The following is a 15442-nucleotide window of genomic DNA, read 5'->3' on the forward strand; positions in this document are numbered from 1 at the left end:
GCGGCGCTGCCGGCGGGGTCAGCCCGCGGTGGTGGCGACCGGGGTGGCGGCGCGGGCGTCGAGCGCCTGCTTGTAGAGCCGGCCCGCCCGGTACGACGAGCGCACCAGCGGCCCGCTCATCACCCCGGCGAAGCCGATCTCCTCGGCCTCCTCGCGCAGCTCCACGAACTCCTCCGGCTTGACCCAGCGGGTCACCGGGTGGTGCCGGGGGGTGGGCCGCAGGTACTGCGTGATGGTGATCAGCTCGCAACCGGCGTCGTGCAGGTCGCGGAGCGCCTGGGTGACCTCGGCGCGCTCCTCGCCCATGCCCAGGATGAGGTTGCTCTTGGTGACCAGACCGTCGGCGCGGGCCTGGCGGATCACGTCCAGCGAACGGTCGTAGCGGAACGCCGGCCGGATGCGCTTGAAGATGCGCGGCACGGTCTCCACATTGTGGGCCAGCACCTCCGGGCGGGAGCCGAAGACCTCGGCGAGCTGCTCGGGCACGGCGTTGAAGTCCGGGATCAGCAACTCGACGCCGCAGCCGGGCTGGAGGAGGTGGATCTGTCGGACGGTCTCGGCGTACAGCCAGGCGCCGCCGTCGGGCAGGTCGTCACGGGCGACACCGGTGATGGTGGCGTAGCGCAGCCCCATCGCGACCACCGACTCGGCCACACGACGCGGCTCGTCGGCGTCGAACTCGGCCGGCTTGCCGGTGTCGATCTGGCAGAAGTCGCAGCGCCGGGTGCACTGGTCGCCACCGATGAGGAAGGTGGCCTCCCGGTCCTCCCAACACTCGTAGATGTTGGGGCAGCCGGCCTCCTGGCAGACGGTGTGCAGCCCTTCGCGCGAGACGAGCCCGCGCAGCTGGGTGTACTCCGGTCCCATCTTGGCCTTGACCTTGATCCACGGCGGTTTGCGCTCGATCGGCGTCTCGGCGTTGCGCGCCTCGATGCGCAGCAGACGCCGCCCCTCGGGGGCTGCCGTTGCGGTGCGCGCTGCCTGGCCGGTCGTCGGCGCGGAGTGCTCGATCGTCACGAAATTGAGCCTACGCTGGACGGCAGGTGTCTATGTACGCCAGGCGACCGGCGTCACGCTCCAAACGTTGTGACGCCGGACACCGGATAGTCGAAAATGAGCGTCACACACGTGGGGATCTGGTGCTACGGTCTCCGCCAACAGCGACGACGGAGCCGAGTAGCGCGCCGACCCGCCAGTGCAGAGAGCCGCCGGTGCTGAGAGGCGGTCTGGCGCCGGTGCGCGAAGACCCTCCCGAGCTGCGGGAAGAACGGTTGCGGGTCACCCGTGCCCAGTAGAGCCCGCCCGGCTGGCCCCGGTCATCAGGCGACGAACGAGGCCCCCGCTTCGGCGGGGGCGAAGGTGTGGTGGCACCGCGAGGTTCCCGCTCGCCCACACCTCCCTGGGGCTGATGCGACGCGTCGCCACCGCAGGGCGGCGACGGCGTGGCGATCGACCGAGGAGCAGCCCGCCATGCAACGAACCCTGTCCCACCACCTGACCACCCGGATCGGCACGACCGTGCGGATCGCCGGGTGGGTGCACCGACGCCGACTGTTGAAATCGGTGGCCTTCCTGATCGTGCGCGACGCCACCGGCCTGGCCCAGGTGGTCGTCACCGACCCGGCCATCCGCGCCGAGCTGGAGAAACTCCCCGAGGAGACGGTCGTCGAGGTCACCGCGACGGTGACCGCGAACGACACGGCGCCCGCCGGGGTCGAGCTGACCGACCCGGAGGTACGGCCGCTCGGGCCGCCCGCCGTGCCGCCACCGTTCGACCTGTACCGGCCGACGCTCACCGCGAGCCTGCCCACCCAACTCGACAACGCGCCGACCGCGCTGCGCCACCCCACCCGGTCGGCCGCGCTGCGGATCTCGGCGGCGGCGGTGGCCGGCTTCCGGGCCGCACTCGACGTCCACGACTTCGTGGAGATCCACACTCCGAAGGTGGTCAGCTCCTCCACCGAGAGCGGGGCGAACGTGTTCGCGCTGGACTGGTTCGGCGGTCCCGCGTACCTGGCCCAGTCGCCGCAGTTCTACAAACAACTGATGGTCGGCGTCTTCGAACGCGTCTACGAGGTGGGGCCGGTGTTCCGGGCCGAGCCGCACGACACCGTCCGGCACCTCGCGCAGTACACGTCGCTCGACGCCGAGCTGGGCTTCGTCACCGACCACCGCGACGTGATGCGGGTGCTGCGCGACACCCTGGCCGGGATGCTGGGCACCGTGGGCGAGCGGGCCGGCGCCGCCCTGGCGACGCTGGGCGTCACACCACCGGAGGTGCCCACGGAGATCCCGGCGGTGCACTTCACCGAGGCGTTGAGGATCGCCGGCGCGCCCGCCGACGAGCCGGACCTCGCGCCCGCTCACGAACGGGCGCTGGGCGAGTGGGCCCGCCGCGAACACGGCTCGGACTTCCTCTTCGTCACCGGCTACCCGATGGCGAAGCGACCGTTCTACACGCACCCGGACCCGGCGCGGCCGGCGTACTCGAACGGTTTCGACCTGCTCTTTCGTGGGTTGGAGCTGGTCACCGGCGGGCAGCGGCTGCACCGGCACGCCGACTACCTGGCGGCGTTGGCGGCCCGGGGTGAGCCGGTCGAGCCGTACGCCGGTTACCTGGACGCGTTCCGGCACGGCATGCCGCCGCACGGTGGCTTCGCCATCGGCCTGGAACGTTTCGTGGCCCGGCTGGTCGGCGCGGCCAACATCCGGGAGGTCACCGCGTTCCCGCGCGACCTGCACCGGCTGACCCCGTAGGACCCCGTGCCGGCTGCGCGCCTGATGCCGGTGAGTCATCTTGATGACTCACCGGCATCACAGCCGACACCTGTCGACAGTCGGCGAGTCGATCGCGCAGCCGGGCCGCCTGCGGGCCGTTGGCGCGCGTGCCTCGGCGGTCACAGCCCCTTGAACAGGTGGGAGGTGGTGATCAGGACGGTCCGATCGCCAGCCGGGATGACGTCGCGTCGCCGGAGGACGTCGTAGGCGGCCAACACGGTGCAACTGCTGATCTCCCAGGTGTGCCCGTGTCGGCTCGCCCGCTCGTACCAACTGGTTGCCACGTCCTCCCGCACCACCACGACGCTGCCCGCACTCCGGGTCACCGCGGCCCGGGCCTGGACGGTCGTGCTGTCCCCGGCGATCGAGTGGAGGCTTCCGGCGCTGTCGGGGAAGCGCGCGGCGATGTCCTGGCCGGCCAGTACGGCGGACAGCCTGGGGAAGGGTTCGACCAGGTGAAGGCGTGGCAGGCGGCCGCCGGTCAGGGCGGACCACTGGGCGAACCCGAGGTGGATGCCCCAGGCCAGATCGCCACGGCTCGACGGGATCACGACGTGGTCCACCCCGGCGGGTACGGCGGCCGCCATCTCCCAGGCGATGGCCTTGTAGCCCTCGATCCCGAAGCAGCTACTGCCGATGACGATGTCGGCGACGTTGGAGACGGCCAACGTGTCGGGACGGTCGGCCGCCTCCTTGACGTACCGGATGCGTTCCTCGTCGGTGTCGAAGGTGCGCAGGTCCGCTCCGAGCCTGCGCAGCGGCTCCGCGAGCGATTCGGGCAGCCAGGTGAAGCCGGCCACCACGGCCCGGAGGCCGACGGCGGCGGCGAAGGCGGCGGTGGCCAGCCCGGCGTTACCTGACGATCCGACGACGACGCGCTCGTAGCCCGACGCCTTCGCGTGGGTCACCGCCATCGCCGCGAACCGGTCCTTGTGGGATCCGGTCGGATTCGCCGCCTCGTTCTTGACGAGCACCCCGTCGAGCCAGGGCAGCGGGAACAGCGGTGTGCGCCCCTGGCCCAGATCCGGAACGACGGGGTACGGCACCAGTTGGTCCTGGCGTACCGCCTCGGCGGGGTAACGGCAGAACAGGTTCGAGCCGTGGCCGGCGGCCGCGCAGGAGGGGCACCCGAGCGGGTAGTCGCCGACCGGATGGTGGGCACCGCAACGAACGCACTCCAGGGACGTGACCGCGGTACCGGCCGGTGGTCGTACCGCGTCCGTCATGTCACGTCCCGGCAGCGTGGCTGCGCTCGTCGGTCAGGCCGCGACGAGGGTGGCGAGTCGGCGCTCGACCACCGGGAGCACGTCGGCGACGGTGATCGGGCGGCCCAGTTCGGCGGTGAGCGAGGTGACGCCGGCGTCGCGGATGCCGCACGGCACGATCCGGTCGAAGGAGGTCAGGTCGCAGTCGCAGTTGATCGAGAAGCCGTGCAGGGTGACGCCCCGGGCGACCCGGATGCCGATGGCGGCCACCTTGCGGGCCGGCCCCCGGTCGTCCTCGGGCACCCAGACGCCGCTGCGCCCCTCGACCCGGCCGGCGGTCAGCCCGAACTCGGCGCACACGTCGATGAGCAGCTCTTCGGTGCGGCGGACGTAGGCGATCACGTCCACCGGGTCGGGCAGCCGCAGGATCGGGTAGCCGACGAGCTGCCCCGGCCCGTGCCAGGTGATCTTGCCGCCGCGGTCCACGTCGACGACCGGGGTGCCGTCCGTCGGCCGGTCCCACGGCTCGGTGCGCTTGCCCGCGGTGTAGACGCTCGGGTGCTCCAGCAGCAGCACGGTGTCGCCGCGCTCGCCAGCCACCACCGACTCGTGCAGGCGTCGCTGCTCGTCCCAGGCGGCCCGGTAGTCGAGCAGGCCGGCGCGGACGGCGGTGAGGCCGGAGATCGTCGTTGTCACGGTGTCCAGCCTAATCCCGCTCCCGGCGATCGTCCCTGGTGAGCCGTCTCACGAGGAACGCGGCGCGGCGGCGACGAACGACGAGGGCGGCGGCGAGCAGCAGCGGCACGGCCAGCGTGAGGTAGGCCCAGAGCGGGGCGGCGAACGGTGACGGCTGGCGCTCTGGCCCACCGAACGCGGCCCGGGTCAGCAGGTCGCCCGGCACCATCAGGTCGGTCGAGCCGACCGGCGTGGTCACCAGCACCTCGCGACCACCGTCGGGCGACAGCGCGGCGAGAACGGCCTGCCGGTCGGTGTCCTGCTCCGTTGCGCTGACGTACCGCAGGACGGGGTCGTCGCCGCGCCAGCCGATGACCTCGCTGACCGAGGTGCCGGCCGGCAGGGCCTGGCCGACGGCGCGGCCGGTGGCCGTGTCCAGGAACTCGATCCGCCAGGTGCGCGCCGCCGCTTCCTCGGATGTGCACCGGGGCCCGGCGCAGCCGTCGAAGGCGAGCAGCGCGAGCCGCCGACCGTCGGGATGCCAGGCGGCCGGGCCGGCGAGTTTGCGCCGGTCGCCCAGGTCGACCTGCCAACGAGGGCCACCACCGGCCGGGTCGACGACAACCAGGCGCCCGTGTTCGGCGAGTTGGGCCGGCACGTCCGGCCAGCCGGTGACCGCCACCAGGTCGCCCCCGGGTGACCAGGCCGCTGCGGTGTGCGACGCGAAGGTGCCGACGTCGAGCGTCCGCTCGGTGTCCCGGAACGGGTCGACGACGAGCAGGTCGTCGGGCTTCTCCGGGTCGTTGAGCTGCTGATTGTCCGGCCCGTAGGTGATCACGTCGTCGTCGTTGTTGCGGGTGATCAGCACGTGTTGCCCGTCCGGTGCCCAGGCCATCGGGTAGACGCCGGTGCTCCTCGTGCGGCGCTGCCGGCCGGTGGTGAGATCCAGCAGCTCGCCGGAGTACGGCCGCAGGTAGTGCCGTCCATCCGGGGAGAGCAGCCCGTGCCCCTCGCCGATGGGGATCGGGATCAGCCGGTACGCGCCGTTCCGGTCGACGAGCACCCCTGTCGACTCGAAGTAGCGGGTGCGGTCGGTGAAGAACACCAGCGCGGCCGGGCCGGCCGGGCGTTGCCCCACGGTGGCCTGCCACAGCCACGGATCGTGCACCCGGGTCGGCACCACGCCGGCCGTGCTGCCGGAAGCCGTGGTGCGGCCGGTGACAGTGCCGTTCGCGGCCGTGGCGGCCGGCGCGCTGATGGCCACCAGCCCCAGCGCGACCCCGGCCGCAGCGGCGCGCCGCAGTCGCCTGCCGATCTCTCCCATCAGCCCATTAGACGCGACGCAGGCCGGACACGATGCCCCACGCGCCCTAGCGGTCAGCCTGGGGGATGCGCCAGAGCCAGACGTCGTCGACCCGCTGCGGCTCGCCGAACAGGGCGGTGCCGGTACGCAGCAGCGCCTCCTCGTCGACCTCGAACTTCGCACCGTGCACCTGGTCGGCGAGCACCACCGTCTCGATCCGCCAGTGCCGCAGGTCCGACTGCACCTCGCGGATCGTCCCGTCGGTGACGATCGGCACCAACCCGGTGCGGCCGGCCTGGTCCATCAACGCGCTCAGGGTGCGCGGCACCGGGCCGATCCGGCCGCGCCCGTCCGGTCCGCCGGGGCCGAGGAAGAAGCCGCCGGGGATCTCGAACTCGCCCTGCCGGTGCGACAACGCGTACGCCTGCCAGCGCTGACCGTCCGGGTAGATGTCCACGGTCAACGGCACCGGGGTGAGCACGCCGTCCGGTGAGACGTAGTCCCGCCAGGTGCCGGAGGTGATGAACTCCGGGATGGGCTCCCGCTCGTCGGTCAGCAGCGGGGTGGGCAGCAGCGGCACCAGGGCCGCCGCGAACCCGAGCACCCAGGCCAGCTCGGTGGGGCGGTACCGGGGTGGCGCGGCGCGCAGTTGGTCGACGGCGTACGCCAGCAGCACGCCGATCACCGGTGCGACCACGAGCGCCAGCCGGGCCGGCAGCGCGGCGTTCACGACCGGCAGTTGCCCGAGCAGGTCGAACGGCATGGGCAGGTCGGTGCGCTGTCCGTCGACCTTGGCGACCGGCCCGAAGGAGAGCACCGTGAAGATCAGCGCGACGACACCCAGCGCCCAGAGGGTGGCCCGGCGGCCGGCGTCGGCCCACCGCCAGAGCGCGACGAAGCAGACCACGGTGAGCACCAGCAACGGGATGCCGAAGAACGAGTTCTCCTCGGTCGGGTTCGGTGCCAACGAGGTGCCCAGCCCCGCCTCGCCGGCGAGCGAGCGGCGCGGGAAGGCGGCGAACGCGGCGATGTCCTCGGAGTGGATCACCGGGTCGAAGCCGGTGCCGTGGAACCGTTGCGGCCCGGCGAAGTGCAGCCACAGCGGGTAGGACAGCAGTACGCCGGCCACCACGGCGGTCACCCCGAGTCCGCGCAGGAAGGTGGGCAGCGCGGCGCGGGCCTCGGCCCGGTTGGCCGGGTGGAGCGCCCAGATGGCGACGAACACCCCGAGCGCCAGCGCCGTGAAGAAGAGCCCCTCGGCGGCGATCGAGAACGCCACCGCGACCAGCACGCCGAGGATCACCCCGTCGCGCAGCCAGTGCCCCGCTCGGCGCAGCGCGAACAGCCGCCAGATCAGCAACGGCACCAGCCAGCCGGCGGTCCAGTTCAGGTGGGCGTTGGCGTGCGAGACCATGCCGGGGGAGTAGGCGATGAACAGGCCGCCGACCCCGGCGGCCAGCCGACTGCGGACCAGGTGCCGGGAGAGCAGCCAGTACCAGGCCAGCGCGGTGGCGAGCAGGTTCAGGGTGAGGATCACCAGGAACGTGGCGGGCGGCCCGATCAGGTACGTGAGCGGGGCGAAGACCACCGCGTACACCGTGATCGAGGTGTTCACCGCCAGGTTCACGCCGTCCGGGACGTTGATCAGATACGTGAAGAGCGGGTTGTCCCCGTGGGTGACCGCGTGCCCGCCGAACGCCAGCAGCCACTCGAAGAGCGCCTGGTCACTGGAGTTGACGGTGATGGTGCGGACGTTCGGGTCCCGCCACAGCCCACTCGTCACCCAGACGGCGAGCGCGAACGCCACCAGCACGACGATCAGGTCGGCCCGGCGGTCCCGGACGACGCGCGGCGGTGACGCGGGTGCGGGCCCGGTGGCCAGCGACGGGGAGGACGGCACGCAGCGGACGTTACCAACCGGACCTGGACAGGCCGGTCAGACCTGCAAGGAGGGGACCGTTGTTGTCGCGTGGGGTTGGCGAGGACTCGCGTCGACGGTCCGGCGTACACCTCGGCGGCCGTGAATGTGTGAGCGCGCCCCATGTCATGGCGGCGACACATCGTCGTAATGTCACGGCAATTCGACCGTGACCCAGTTCACAGTCCGCCCCTTCCAGGAGGCCGCCGTGCGCCGCTCCTCGTCCATCCTCACCCGCCTGATCGGCGTGGGCGCCGGGCTCGTCCTCGCCGCAGCCGGCGCGGTCGCCATCGCCGCACCCGCCCAGGCCGCGACCCTCACCCAGGTCACCGGGTTCGGCTCCAACCCGGGCAACCTCGCCATGTACGCCTACCGGCCGGACAGCCTGCCGGCCAACTCCCCGGCCGTGGTGCTGCTGCACGGCTGCACCCAGACCGCCGCCGGTTACTTCTCCGGCTCCGGCTGGCAGAAGTACGCCGACCAGTGGAAATTCTCCCTGATCGTCGTCCAGCAGCCGTCCGGCAACAACGCCAACTCCTGCTTCAACTTCTTCGAGGCCGGCGACACCGCGCGCGGCCAGGGTGAGGCGCTGTCCATCAAGCAGATGGTCGACCACGCCAAGGCGAACTTCGGGGTGGACGGCTCCCGGGTCTTCGTCAGCGGGCTGTCCGCGGGCGGGGCGATGAGCGCGGTCATGCTCGCCACGTACCCGGACGTCTTCTCCGCCGGATCGATCATCGCCGGCATCCCGTACCGCTGCGCCACCAGCATGGTCAACGCCTTCAGCTGCATGAACCCGGGCGCGGACAAGACCCCGGCCGCCTGGGGCGACCTGGTGCGGGGGGCGTACTCCGGCTACACCGGTCCGCGGCCCCGCGTCGCCATCTGGCACGGCACCTCGGACCCGACGGTCGCCCCGCTCAACGGCACCGAGTCCCGCGACCAGTGGACGAACGTGCGCGGCATCTCGCAGACCCCGACCAGCACCTCGTCGCTGCCCGCCAACACGAGCCTCGAGGTGTACGGCAACGACGAGGTGCGGCTCTACCGGGTCACCGGCATGGGCCACGGCACTCCGGTCGACCCGGGTTCCGGGGCGGACCAGTGCGGCACCGCCGGGGCGTACTTGCTCGACACCATCTGCTCGACGTACCGCGACGCGCTCTTCTTCGGCCTGAACGGCGGCGGCACCACCCCGACCCCCACGGCGACCCCCACGGCCACCCCCACCCCCACGGCCACCCCGACGCCGACGCCGACCCCCACCACGCCCCCGACCTGCGTGACGGCCAGCAACTACGCGCACGTGGCGGCCGGTCGGGCGTACCAGTCCGGTGGCTACGCCTACGCGAACGGCTCCAACCAGCGCATGGGCCTCTACAACACCTTCTACACCAGCACCCTCAAGCAGACCGCCCCCAACCACTGGGTAATCGGCTGCTAACGCCCCCACCGCACTGTTGCTCCTGTTGATCAAGAGGTTTGCGTCATCCGGAAGCCGGGATCTGACGCAAACCTCTTGATCAACAAGGCGGGTGCGGGCTCAGGGCAGGCGGGCGGCCCGGCCGGCCGACGCCGGCGGCCACGCAGGCCAGCTGCGCCTCGATCTGGTCGGCCCGCCACCGCGCCTCGTGCTGGTGGCCGTCGGCGAGGGTACGCCCGAACCCGGTCAGCCCGACCACGTCGGCGTGTGCGCCTGCCCAGCGCAGCAGCGTCGAGTTCGCCGTACCCATCGTCAGTGGGATCCGGTCCTGCACCGGCCGGGGTACGCGCAACACCGCCTCGCGCATCGTCAGCTCCACCGAGTCGACGGTGACCGAGGCGCCGTCGAGCAGGGCACGGACCGCCTCGGCGACGGCCACGCAACGGCGGACCCGGCCGGCCACGTCTGGGCGTTCCCGGCCCACCGCGCGCCACTCCGCCGGGGTGTGACCGGCACCGACACCGAGCCGCGCCCGGCCGCCGGAGATCAGGTCGAGGGTGGCCACGTCGGCCGCGAGCAGCATCGGCTCCCGTACTCCGAGGTTCGATACGTACGAACCGAGCCCGATCGTCGAGGTGACCGGGGCGGCGGCCGCCAGCGCCACGAACGGTGACGTCACGTCGCCGGGATGGTCGGCGGCGAGCAGGGCGTCGAAGCCGGCGGTCTCGGCTCGGCGGGCCAACGCGGCCCAGCTCGCCGCGTCGGTCGGGGTGGCCTGGAGGGAGAAGGTCGCCATTGGTCCAGCATCGGTCGACGCCAGCCCACCGGCGACCCGCCGACCGCCGATTCTGCCGAGGGCCGAACCGCCCTCAGTGCGTCAGGGCTTTTTCAAGGGCTTGGGGGAGGGTGGGGTGCTGGTACGGGTAGGCCGCGCGGGCCAGGGCGCCGGGGAGGACTCGGGCGCTGGTGAGAGCCTCGTGGGCGAAGCCGCCGAGCGCCACCTTGAGCGCCAGCGCGGGGATCGGGACGATCGCCGGGCGGTGCAGTTGTCGGGCCAGCTCTCGGGTGAACTCGGCGTTGGTGACCGGGTTGGGTCCCACCACGTTGACCGGGCCGGCGATGTCGTCGTGGTCCAGGAGGAAGCGGGTCGCGTCCAGCCAGTCGGTCATCGAGATCCACGGCAGCCACTGCCGGCCACTGCCCAGCCGGCCGGCGATGCCCAGCTTGAACGGCAGTAGCTGCGGCTTGAGCAACCCGCCGTCGCGGTCCAGCGGCAGGCCGGTGCGCAGCCGGACGACGCGTACCCCGGCGTCCTCGGCCGGCCTGGTCGCGGCCTCCCACACCCGGCAGACGTCGGCCAGGAAGCCCTCGCCGGCCGGCGCGTCCTCCTCGACGGCCCGGTCGCCGGTGTTGCCGTACCACCCCACGGCCGAGGAGTTCAGCAACGCCCGGGGACGGTCGGCGGCGGGGAGCCCGGCGATGGTGGCGGCCAGGATGGTGGTGCTGTCCACCCGGCTGGTCCGGATCAACCGCCGGTAGTCGTCGTTCCAACGCTTGTCGCCGACGCCCGCGCCCGCCAGGTTGACCACCGCGTCCGCCTCGGCGACCACGGCCGGGTCGAGCTGCCCGGCGGCCGGGTCCCACCGCCGTTCCTGCGGATCGCGCGGCGACCGACGGACCAGCCGGGTGATCTGGTGCCCGTCCGCCGTGAGCCGGTCGGCCAGCCGGGTGCCGAGGAAGCCGGACGCGCCGGCCAGAAGGATGCGCATACCCCCATCTTCGTCCAGAACGCCACCGACGGATGCGTCGAGCCGGCGACGGTGGGGTGTTCCGGCAAGAAATCCGCGCCCCCACGCCGTGCCGCCTGGAAAACGCAGGTCAACGGGCTCCCGGCCACCGAAAAAAGGCTTCCACGCAGATTCGACGGTCACCGCGTTTCCGCAGGTCAGAGCGAACGTGAATGCAGTGTTCACGATTGCTTCCGGAATCGATCTGGCTGACCATGAGTCATCCGAGAGCGCCCCCGATTGGCGGGGTCGGCTCGTCGTGCCCGCCGTCGGGCGAAACTGAGGAGGAACCATGCCGATCCTGGTGACCGGAGCGACCGGGACCGTCGGCGGCAGCCTGGTCCGGCAACTGGTCAGCGCCGGGCACGACGTACGCGCGCTGACCCGCGACCCCGCGTCGCCGGCGGCCACCGCGCTGCCCAGCGGGGTGGAGGTGGTGGCGGGCGACTTCGCCAGCCCCCACACACTGGTCGCGGCGCTGCGCGACGTGACGCGGATGCACCTGGTCGCGATGGACGGGTACGGGCCGCTGACCACCGGAGCGGAGATCCTGGAGTTGGCCCGGCAGGCCGGTGTCCGCCGGGTCACCCACCTCGGCCACAACGATCCGAGCCGGGCGGACGACGACCCGATCGAGGCACCCCACCGGCCCCTGCACCGGGCCGTCGAAAATTCGGGCCTGGAGTGGACGCACGTCTTCCCGGGCGAGTTCATGGCGAACACCCGCGATTGGGCCGCCGACATCCGCACCGAGGGCGTGGTGCGGGCGCCGTTCGGGGACTGGAACAGCGCGCTGGTCCACGAGGCGGACATCGCCGCGGTCATCGTGGCCGCGCTGACCGAGGACGGCCACGCCGGCCGGGTGTACCAGCCGACCGGGCCGGAACCGGTCCGCCGCCGGGACGCGGTCCGGATGATCGGCGAGGCGATCGGCCGCCCGGTGCGCTTCGACGAACTGACCCCGGAGCAGGCCCGCGAGCACTGGAAGGACCTCTACCCGACCGAGGTGATCGAGTGGTTCCTGGAAATGGGTAGCTATGCCGAGGACAGCGGCTGGGTCGCCCCGGACGTCGAGCAGGTCACCGGACGCCCCGGGCGCACGTTCCGGCAGTGGGCCGCCGAGCACGCGGACGACTTCCGGTGACGACGCCCGGGGCGAGGGCCGTTGACGGTCAGGCTGCGCGGAACCGGCCGGAGGGTCAGGCGGCGTGGGCCGGTCGCAGGTCGGCGAGCAGTCGCTCCACCTCGGCGTACGCCTCGGCGCTCAGCGGGCCGAGCGCCAGGGTGGCCAGGTTCTCCTCGGCCTGCGCCACCGTGCGCAGGCCGGGGATCGGGACGGTACGCGGGCTGCGCGCCAGCAGCCAGCCCAGCGCGCCCTGCGCGAGGGTCCGCCCGTCGGCGGTGAGCGCCGCCCGAACCTGGTCCACCCGGGCCGCCCAGCGTGGCGTCGGCCGGCCGTCGGTGAACCACTCCAGCCACTCCGGGGCGCGCCCGCGCACGTCGTCCGCCCCGACCGCCCGGGTCGACCCGGTGAGCAGCCCCATCGCCAGCGGCCCACGGTTGAGGCTGGCCAGGTCGTGGCTGTCGCAGACCGCCAGCACCCCTGCGTTGTCGCGCAGCACCGACTCGTCGTGCTGGATGGCGGCGCAGTGCGGACCGGCGGCGGCGAACGCCTCCGCCGCGGCGGGGTTGTCGGTGCTCCAGCCGTACGCCCGGATCTTGCCCTGGTCGACCAGGCCCTCCAGGGTGTCGACCAGGTCGAGTGCGGCGGGCACCGGCAGCTCGGCGATGTGCAGTTGGTACAGGTCGACGTGATCGGTGCCGAGCCGGCGCAGCGAGTCTTCCAGGCTGCGGACCGCGAACGTCGGGCTGGCGTCGGTGCCGAGCGCCCGCCGGGTGCTCTCCTCGCTGACGTTGCCGAACTTGGTGGCGATCACCGCGCTGTCCCGCCGGCCGGTCAGCGCCCGGCCGAGGATCCGCTCACTGTGCCCGGCACCGTAGTTGCTGGCCGTGTCGAACAGGGTCACGCCGAGATCGAGCGCCCGGTGGATGGTGCGGATCGACTCGTCGTCGTCCACCTCACCCCAGCCGTACGGCTGTCGGTCGTCGCCCCAGAGCGGTCCACCGATCGCCCAACACCCCATGCCGATGGCGCTCACCTCGATGCCGCTGCGTCCCAGCGTCCGTGTCGTCGTCATGGCGATCAGCCTCCAACCTGGAGGGCACTCCAGGTCAAGCACTACGATCTGGCGACATGAGCGGTTACGCGCCCTCGGAGGCCGCCCGCCGCAGCGGCTTCAGCCTGGACACCCTGCGGTACTACGAGAAGATCGGCCTGCTCGCCGACGTGGAGCGGACGGCGGGCGGGCAGCGGGTCTTCACCGATGACGACCTCGGTTGGCTGGTGCTGTTCCGCTGCCTGCGCGACACCGGGATGCCGATCGCGCAGATGTGCCGCTACGCGTCTCTGGCCCGCGAGGGCGAGCACACCGCCGCCGAGCGACGCGAGCTGCTGGAACAGCACGCGGTACGGGTGGAGGAGCAGATGCGCCTGCTCCAGCGCCAGTACGACCACCTCCGGGAGAAGATCCGCTTCTACGAGCGGCTGCCCGAGCCGGTACCGGAGGCCGAGCACCCCGCCGCGATCGGCTCGGCCGTCAGCCGCTGACGCGCCTCGACCCGTTCCAGGACCCCCGCCACCACCTCGTGATCGGTGCTCAGGTTCGCGATGACCGGGCGCAGTTCGGGCACCTGCTCGGCCAGCAGCCGGAACGCGCCCGCGTCCTCGCCGGGGATATCGATCATCTGATTGCCGACGGCGGCGAGCCGGTCGGCCGGTGAACCGGTCGGGTGCACGTTCGTCCCATGCTGTCCCCGCGCCTCCATGCCCACGACGGCCGTCGTGCCGGGTACACCGCGACGCTGCGCCGGAGTCTATCGGCGAACCGGTCACGGCGTGGTGGGCTCGTCGGTCTCCCGGACGTCGTGCCACCGGGCACGCCAGGCGGCCTCGTGGGCCTCGTGGGTGGTGCGCTCCTGGAAGACGGCGGCCCGCAACGCGTGCCGGGAGTCCGACATCACCATCACCTCGACAGCTACCAGCGCCACGCAGATCACTGTCGCGAGGGTGAGTGCCCCCAGCGCCGGCAGGTGCTGCCCGACCGGCAGGGCCGCCGTCAGCACCACGATGACGCCGACCCGGGTCCAGGTGACGGTGTGCAGCGTCCGCAGTTGGAACAGCATGTTGACGGCGAAGTAGCAGACCAGCCCGCCGAACAGCATCGGCACGGCCGGTCCCTCGACCCGCTCGGTGATCCCGCCGGCCGGGTCGGTGATCTTGTGCAGGACCTCCTCGTTGCCGATCGAGAACAGGATCACCCCGGCGATCATCGGCAGGTAGAGGTACGCGTACGCGTCGCGGGCCATCGCCACCCGGGGGGCGCCCTCCGCCGCGTGCAGGGCGATCCGGGCGGCCGGCCCGACGAAGTCGAAGTGCGCCCACCAGAGGGCGGCCGTGATCACGATGCCCAGTGCCGCGGCCGCCACCGCCGGCCAGGTCACCGGCTTGCCGAGCAGATTGCCGCCCACTCCGGTGGAGATGATGGACTCACCCAGCGCGATGATCAGAATGAGGTCGTAGCGCTCCGTCCAGTGCTCGGCACTCGTCACCCCCCAGCCCCAGGTGCCGACGATGAAGCCGGTCGCGTACTGCACCACCACCACGGAGATCCACAACGCGTCGCGGATCAGCGCGGCCTGGTCCGGATCGGTGATCCGCGGCGGGATCAACGCGGCGGCCAGCAGCAGCACGATGCTCACCGCCAGCTCCGGGGCGAAGCGGCGCAGTTGCCGCCGCTCCTGCGGGCTGTCCCGCACCACGTGCTGGTAGAGGATCATGTGGACGGCCCGGACCACGACGTAGCTGACGGCCACCAGCATCGGGCCGCCCGCGCTCTCCTTCGGATCGCTGAACGCCTGCGGCAGCGCCAGCGCGAACGCGAACAGGGCCACCATCGCGATCACCATGAGCACCGGCACGTAGCCCTCGCCGAGCCGGACTCGCGTGGCGACCAGGCTGTGCACCACCCAGATCCACCAGAGCACGGCGAGCACCAGAGCGGCGTGCAGCAACTGTCGGCCGGAGATATTGGCGGCGGTCGCCCGGGTGATGATGAAGAACGAGAAGACGAAGACCAGGTCGAAGAAGACCTCGAACTTGTCCACCCGGGCACCGGGGGCGATCGGGACGGCAGGACCCAGTTGCCCACCCCGCCGGTAGCTGCCCACGGTCCCACTCTGGCAGCGTCCGGCCTGGTCCAAGGCCCGAACAGCAATGGCGGGGCGGTCGAGCGT

14 protein-coding genes are annotated in these 15442 nt (G+C 72.1%); 4 read left to right on the top strand and 10 right to left on the bottom strand.

From position 1 onward, the window contains the following. Positions 1-18: 18 nt before the first annotated feature. Positions 19-1017, bottom strand: coding sequence for a lipoyl synthase (gene lipA, locus AB0C01_RS15435; RefSeq protein ID WP_357245043.1), 999 nt, complete (start codon positions 1015-1017; stop codon positions 19-21). A 453-nt stretch (positions 1018-1470) separates the two neighbouring features. Between lipA and aspS the strand changes: the two genes are divergently transcribed. Continuing rightward, complete coding sequence (gene aspS, locus AB0C01_RS15440) at positions 1471-2757, top strand: aspartate--tRNA(Asn) ligase (RefSeq protein WP_357571434.1); 1287 nt, start codon at positions 1471-1473, stop codon at positions 2755-2757. Positions 2758-2897: 140 nt separating this feature from the next. Here the strand turns inward: aspS and AB0C01_RS15445 are convergent, their stop codons facing one another. From AB0C01_RS15445 to AB0C01_RS15460, 4 genes are read right to left on the bottom strand one after another with little or no spacing between them, the layout of a single operon-like run. Then, a complete protein-coding gene (locus AB0C01_RS15445) occupies positions 2898-4004 on the bottom strand; it encodes a pyridoxal-phosphate dependent enzyme (protein WP_357571435.1) in 1107 nt (368 codons plus the stop codon). A gap of 33 nt (positions 4005-4037) precedes the next feature. Beyond that, positions 4038-4679: a lipoyl(octanoyl) transferase LipB gene (lipB, locus tag AB0C01_RS15450; RefSeq protein ID WP_357245049.1), complete on the bottom strand. Its 642-nt coding sequence runs from the start codon at positions 4677-4679 to the stop codon at positions 4038-4040. 10 nt (positions 4680-4689) lie between these two features. After that, positions 4690-5982 carry a hypothetical protein gene (locus AB0C01_RS15455; protein WP_357571436.1) on the bottom strand — a complete coding sequence of 431 codons (1293 nt, stop codon included), beginning with the start codon at positions 5980-5982 and terminating at the stop codon, positions 4690-4692. A gap of 46 nt (positions 5983-6028) precedes the next feature. Then, complete coding sequence (locus AB0C01_RS15460; protein WP_357571437.1) at positions 6029-7861, bottom strand: DUF2079 domain-containing protein; 1833 nt, start codon at positions 7859-7861, stop codon at positions 6029-6031. A gap of 226 nt (positions 7862-8087) precedes the next feature. Between AB0C01_RS15460 and AB0C01_RS15465 the strand changes: the two genes are divergently transcribed. Next, on the top strand, positions 8088-9323 hold the full coding sequence (locus AB0C01_RS15465) for a PHB depolymerase family esterase (protein ID WP_357571556.1): 1236 nt from the start codon (positions 8088-8090) through the stop codon (positions 9321-9323). A 79-nt stretch (positions 9324-9402) separates the two neighbouring features. Here the strand turns inward: AB0C01_RS15465 and AB0C01_RS15470 are convergent, their stop codons facing one another. Further along, positions 9403-10098 (bottom strand): LLM class flavin-dependent oxidoreductase, encoded by a 696-nt coding sequence (locus AB0C01_RS15470; protein WP_357571438.1) that lies wholly within the window; start codon positions 10096-10098, stop codon positions 9403-9405. Between the two features lie 73 nt (positions 10099-10171). Further along, complete coding sequence (locus tag AB0C01_RS15475; protein WP_357571439.1) at positions 10172-11071, bottom strand: TIGR01777 family oxidoreductase; 900 nt, start codon at positions 11069-11071, stop codon at positions 10172-10174. Between the two features lie 310 nt (positions 11072-11381). Between AB0C01_RS15475 and AB0C01_RS15480 the strand changes: the two genes are divergently transcribed. After that, positions 11382-12233 (top strand): NmrA family NAD(P)-binding protein, encoded by an 852-nt coding sequence (locus tag AB0C01_RS15480; RefSeq protein WP_357571440.1) that lies wholly within the window; start codon positions 11382-11384, stop codon positions 12231-12233. 55 nt (positions 12234-12288) lie between these two features. Here the strand turns inward: AB0C01_RS15480 and AB0C01_RS15485 are convergent, their stop codons facing one another. Next, positions 12289-13287 carry an aldo/keto reductase gene (locus tag AB0C01_RS15485; RefSeq protein ID WP_357571441.1) on the bottom strand — a complete coding sequence of 333 codons (999 nt, stop codon included), beginning with the start codon at positions 13285-13287 and terminating at the stop codon, positions 12289-12291. Between the two features lie 56 nt (positions 13288-13343). On the opposite strand from AB0C01_RS15485, the gene AB0C01_RS15490 reads away from it, so the two are divergent. Continuing rightward, complete coding sequence (locus tag AB0C01_RS15490) at positions 13344-13757, top strand: MerR family transcriptional regulator (protein ID WP_357571442.1); 414 nt, start codon at positions 13344-13346, stop codon at positions 13755-13757. Here AB0C01_RS15490 and AB0C01_RS15495 read toward each other — a convergent pair. Both AB0C01_RS15495 and AB0C01_RS15500 read right to left on the bottom strand, forming a co-directional pair. Further along, a complete protein-coding gene (locus tag AB0C01_RS15495) occupies positions 13685-13981 on the bottom strand; it encodes a hypothetical protein (RefSeq protein WP_357571443.1) in 297 nt (98 codons plus the stop codon). The two genes, AB0C01_RS15490 and AB0C01_RS15495, sit on opposite strands and share 73 nt — an antisense overlap. 57 nt (positions 13982-14038) lie before the next feature. After that, on the bottom strand, positions 14039-15376 hold the full coding sequence (locus AB0C01_RS15500) for a low temperature requirement protein A (RefSeq protein ID WP_357245067.1): 1338 nt from the start codon (positions 15374-15376) through the stop codon (positions 14039-14041). Between the last annotated feature and the right edge of the window lie 66 nt (positions 15377-15442).

The organism is Micromonospora sp. NPDC048905 (genome assembly GCF_040649655.1).
Taxonomy (GTDB): Bacteria; Actinomycetota; Actinomycetes; order Mycobacteriales; family Micromonosporaceae; genus Micromonospora.

What these genes read in the sequence shown, in the direction of transcription:
- AB0C01_RS15455 (WP_357571436.1), bottom strand. Translation starts at nt 5,982, where the DNA reads ATGGGAGAGATCGGCAGGCGACTGCGGCGCGCCGCTGCGGCCGGGGTC.
- AB0C01_RS15445 (WP_357571435.1), bottom strand. Translation starts at nt 4,004, where the DNA reads ATGACGGACGCGGTACGACCACCGGCCGGTACCGCGGTCACGTCCCTG.
- AB0C01_RS15490 (WP_357571442.1), top strand. Translation starts at nt 13,344, where the DNA reads ATGAGCGGTTACGCGCCCTCGGAGGCCGCCCGCCGCAGCGGCTTCAGC.
- AB0C01_RS15485 (WP_357571441.1), bottom strand. Translation starts at nt 13,287, where the DNA reads ATGACGACGACACGGACGCTGGGACGCAGCGGCATCGAGGTGAGCGCC.
- AB0C01_RS15475 (WP_357571439.1), bottom strand. Translation starts at nt 11,071, where the DNA reads ATGCGCATCCTTCTGGCCGGCGCGTCCGGCTTCCTCGGCACCCGGCTG.
- AB0C01_RS15480 (WP_357571440.1), top strand. Translation starts at nt 11,382, where the DNA reads ATGCCGATCCTGGTGACCGGAGCGACCGGGACCGTCGGCGGCAGCCTG.
- aspS (WP_357571434.1), top strand. Translation starts at nt 1,471, where the DNA reads ATGCAACGAACCCTGTCCCACCACCTGACCACCCGGATCGGCACGACC.
- AB0C01_RS15470 (WP_357571438.1), bottom strand. Translation starts at nt 10,098, where the DNA reads ATGGCGACCTTCTCCCTCCAGGCCACCCCGACCGACGCGGCGAGCTGG.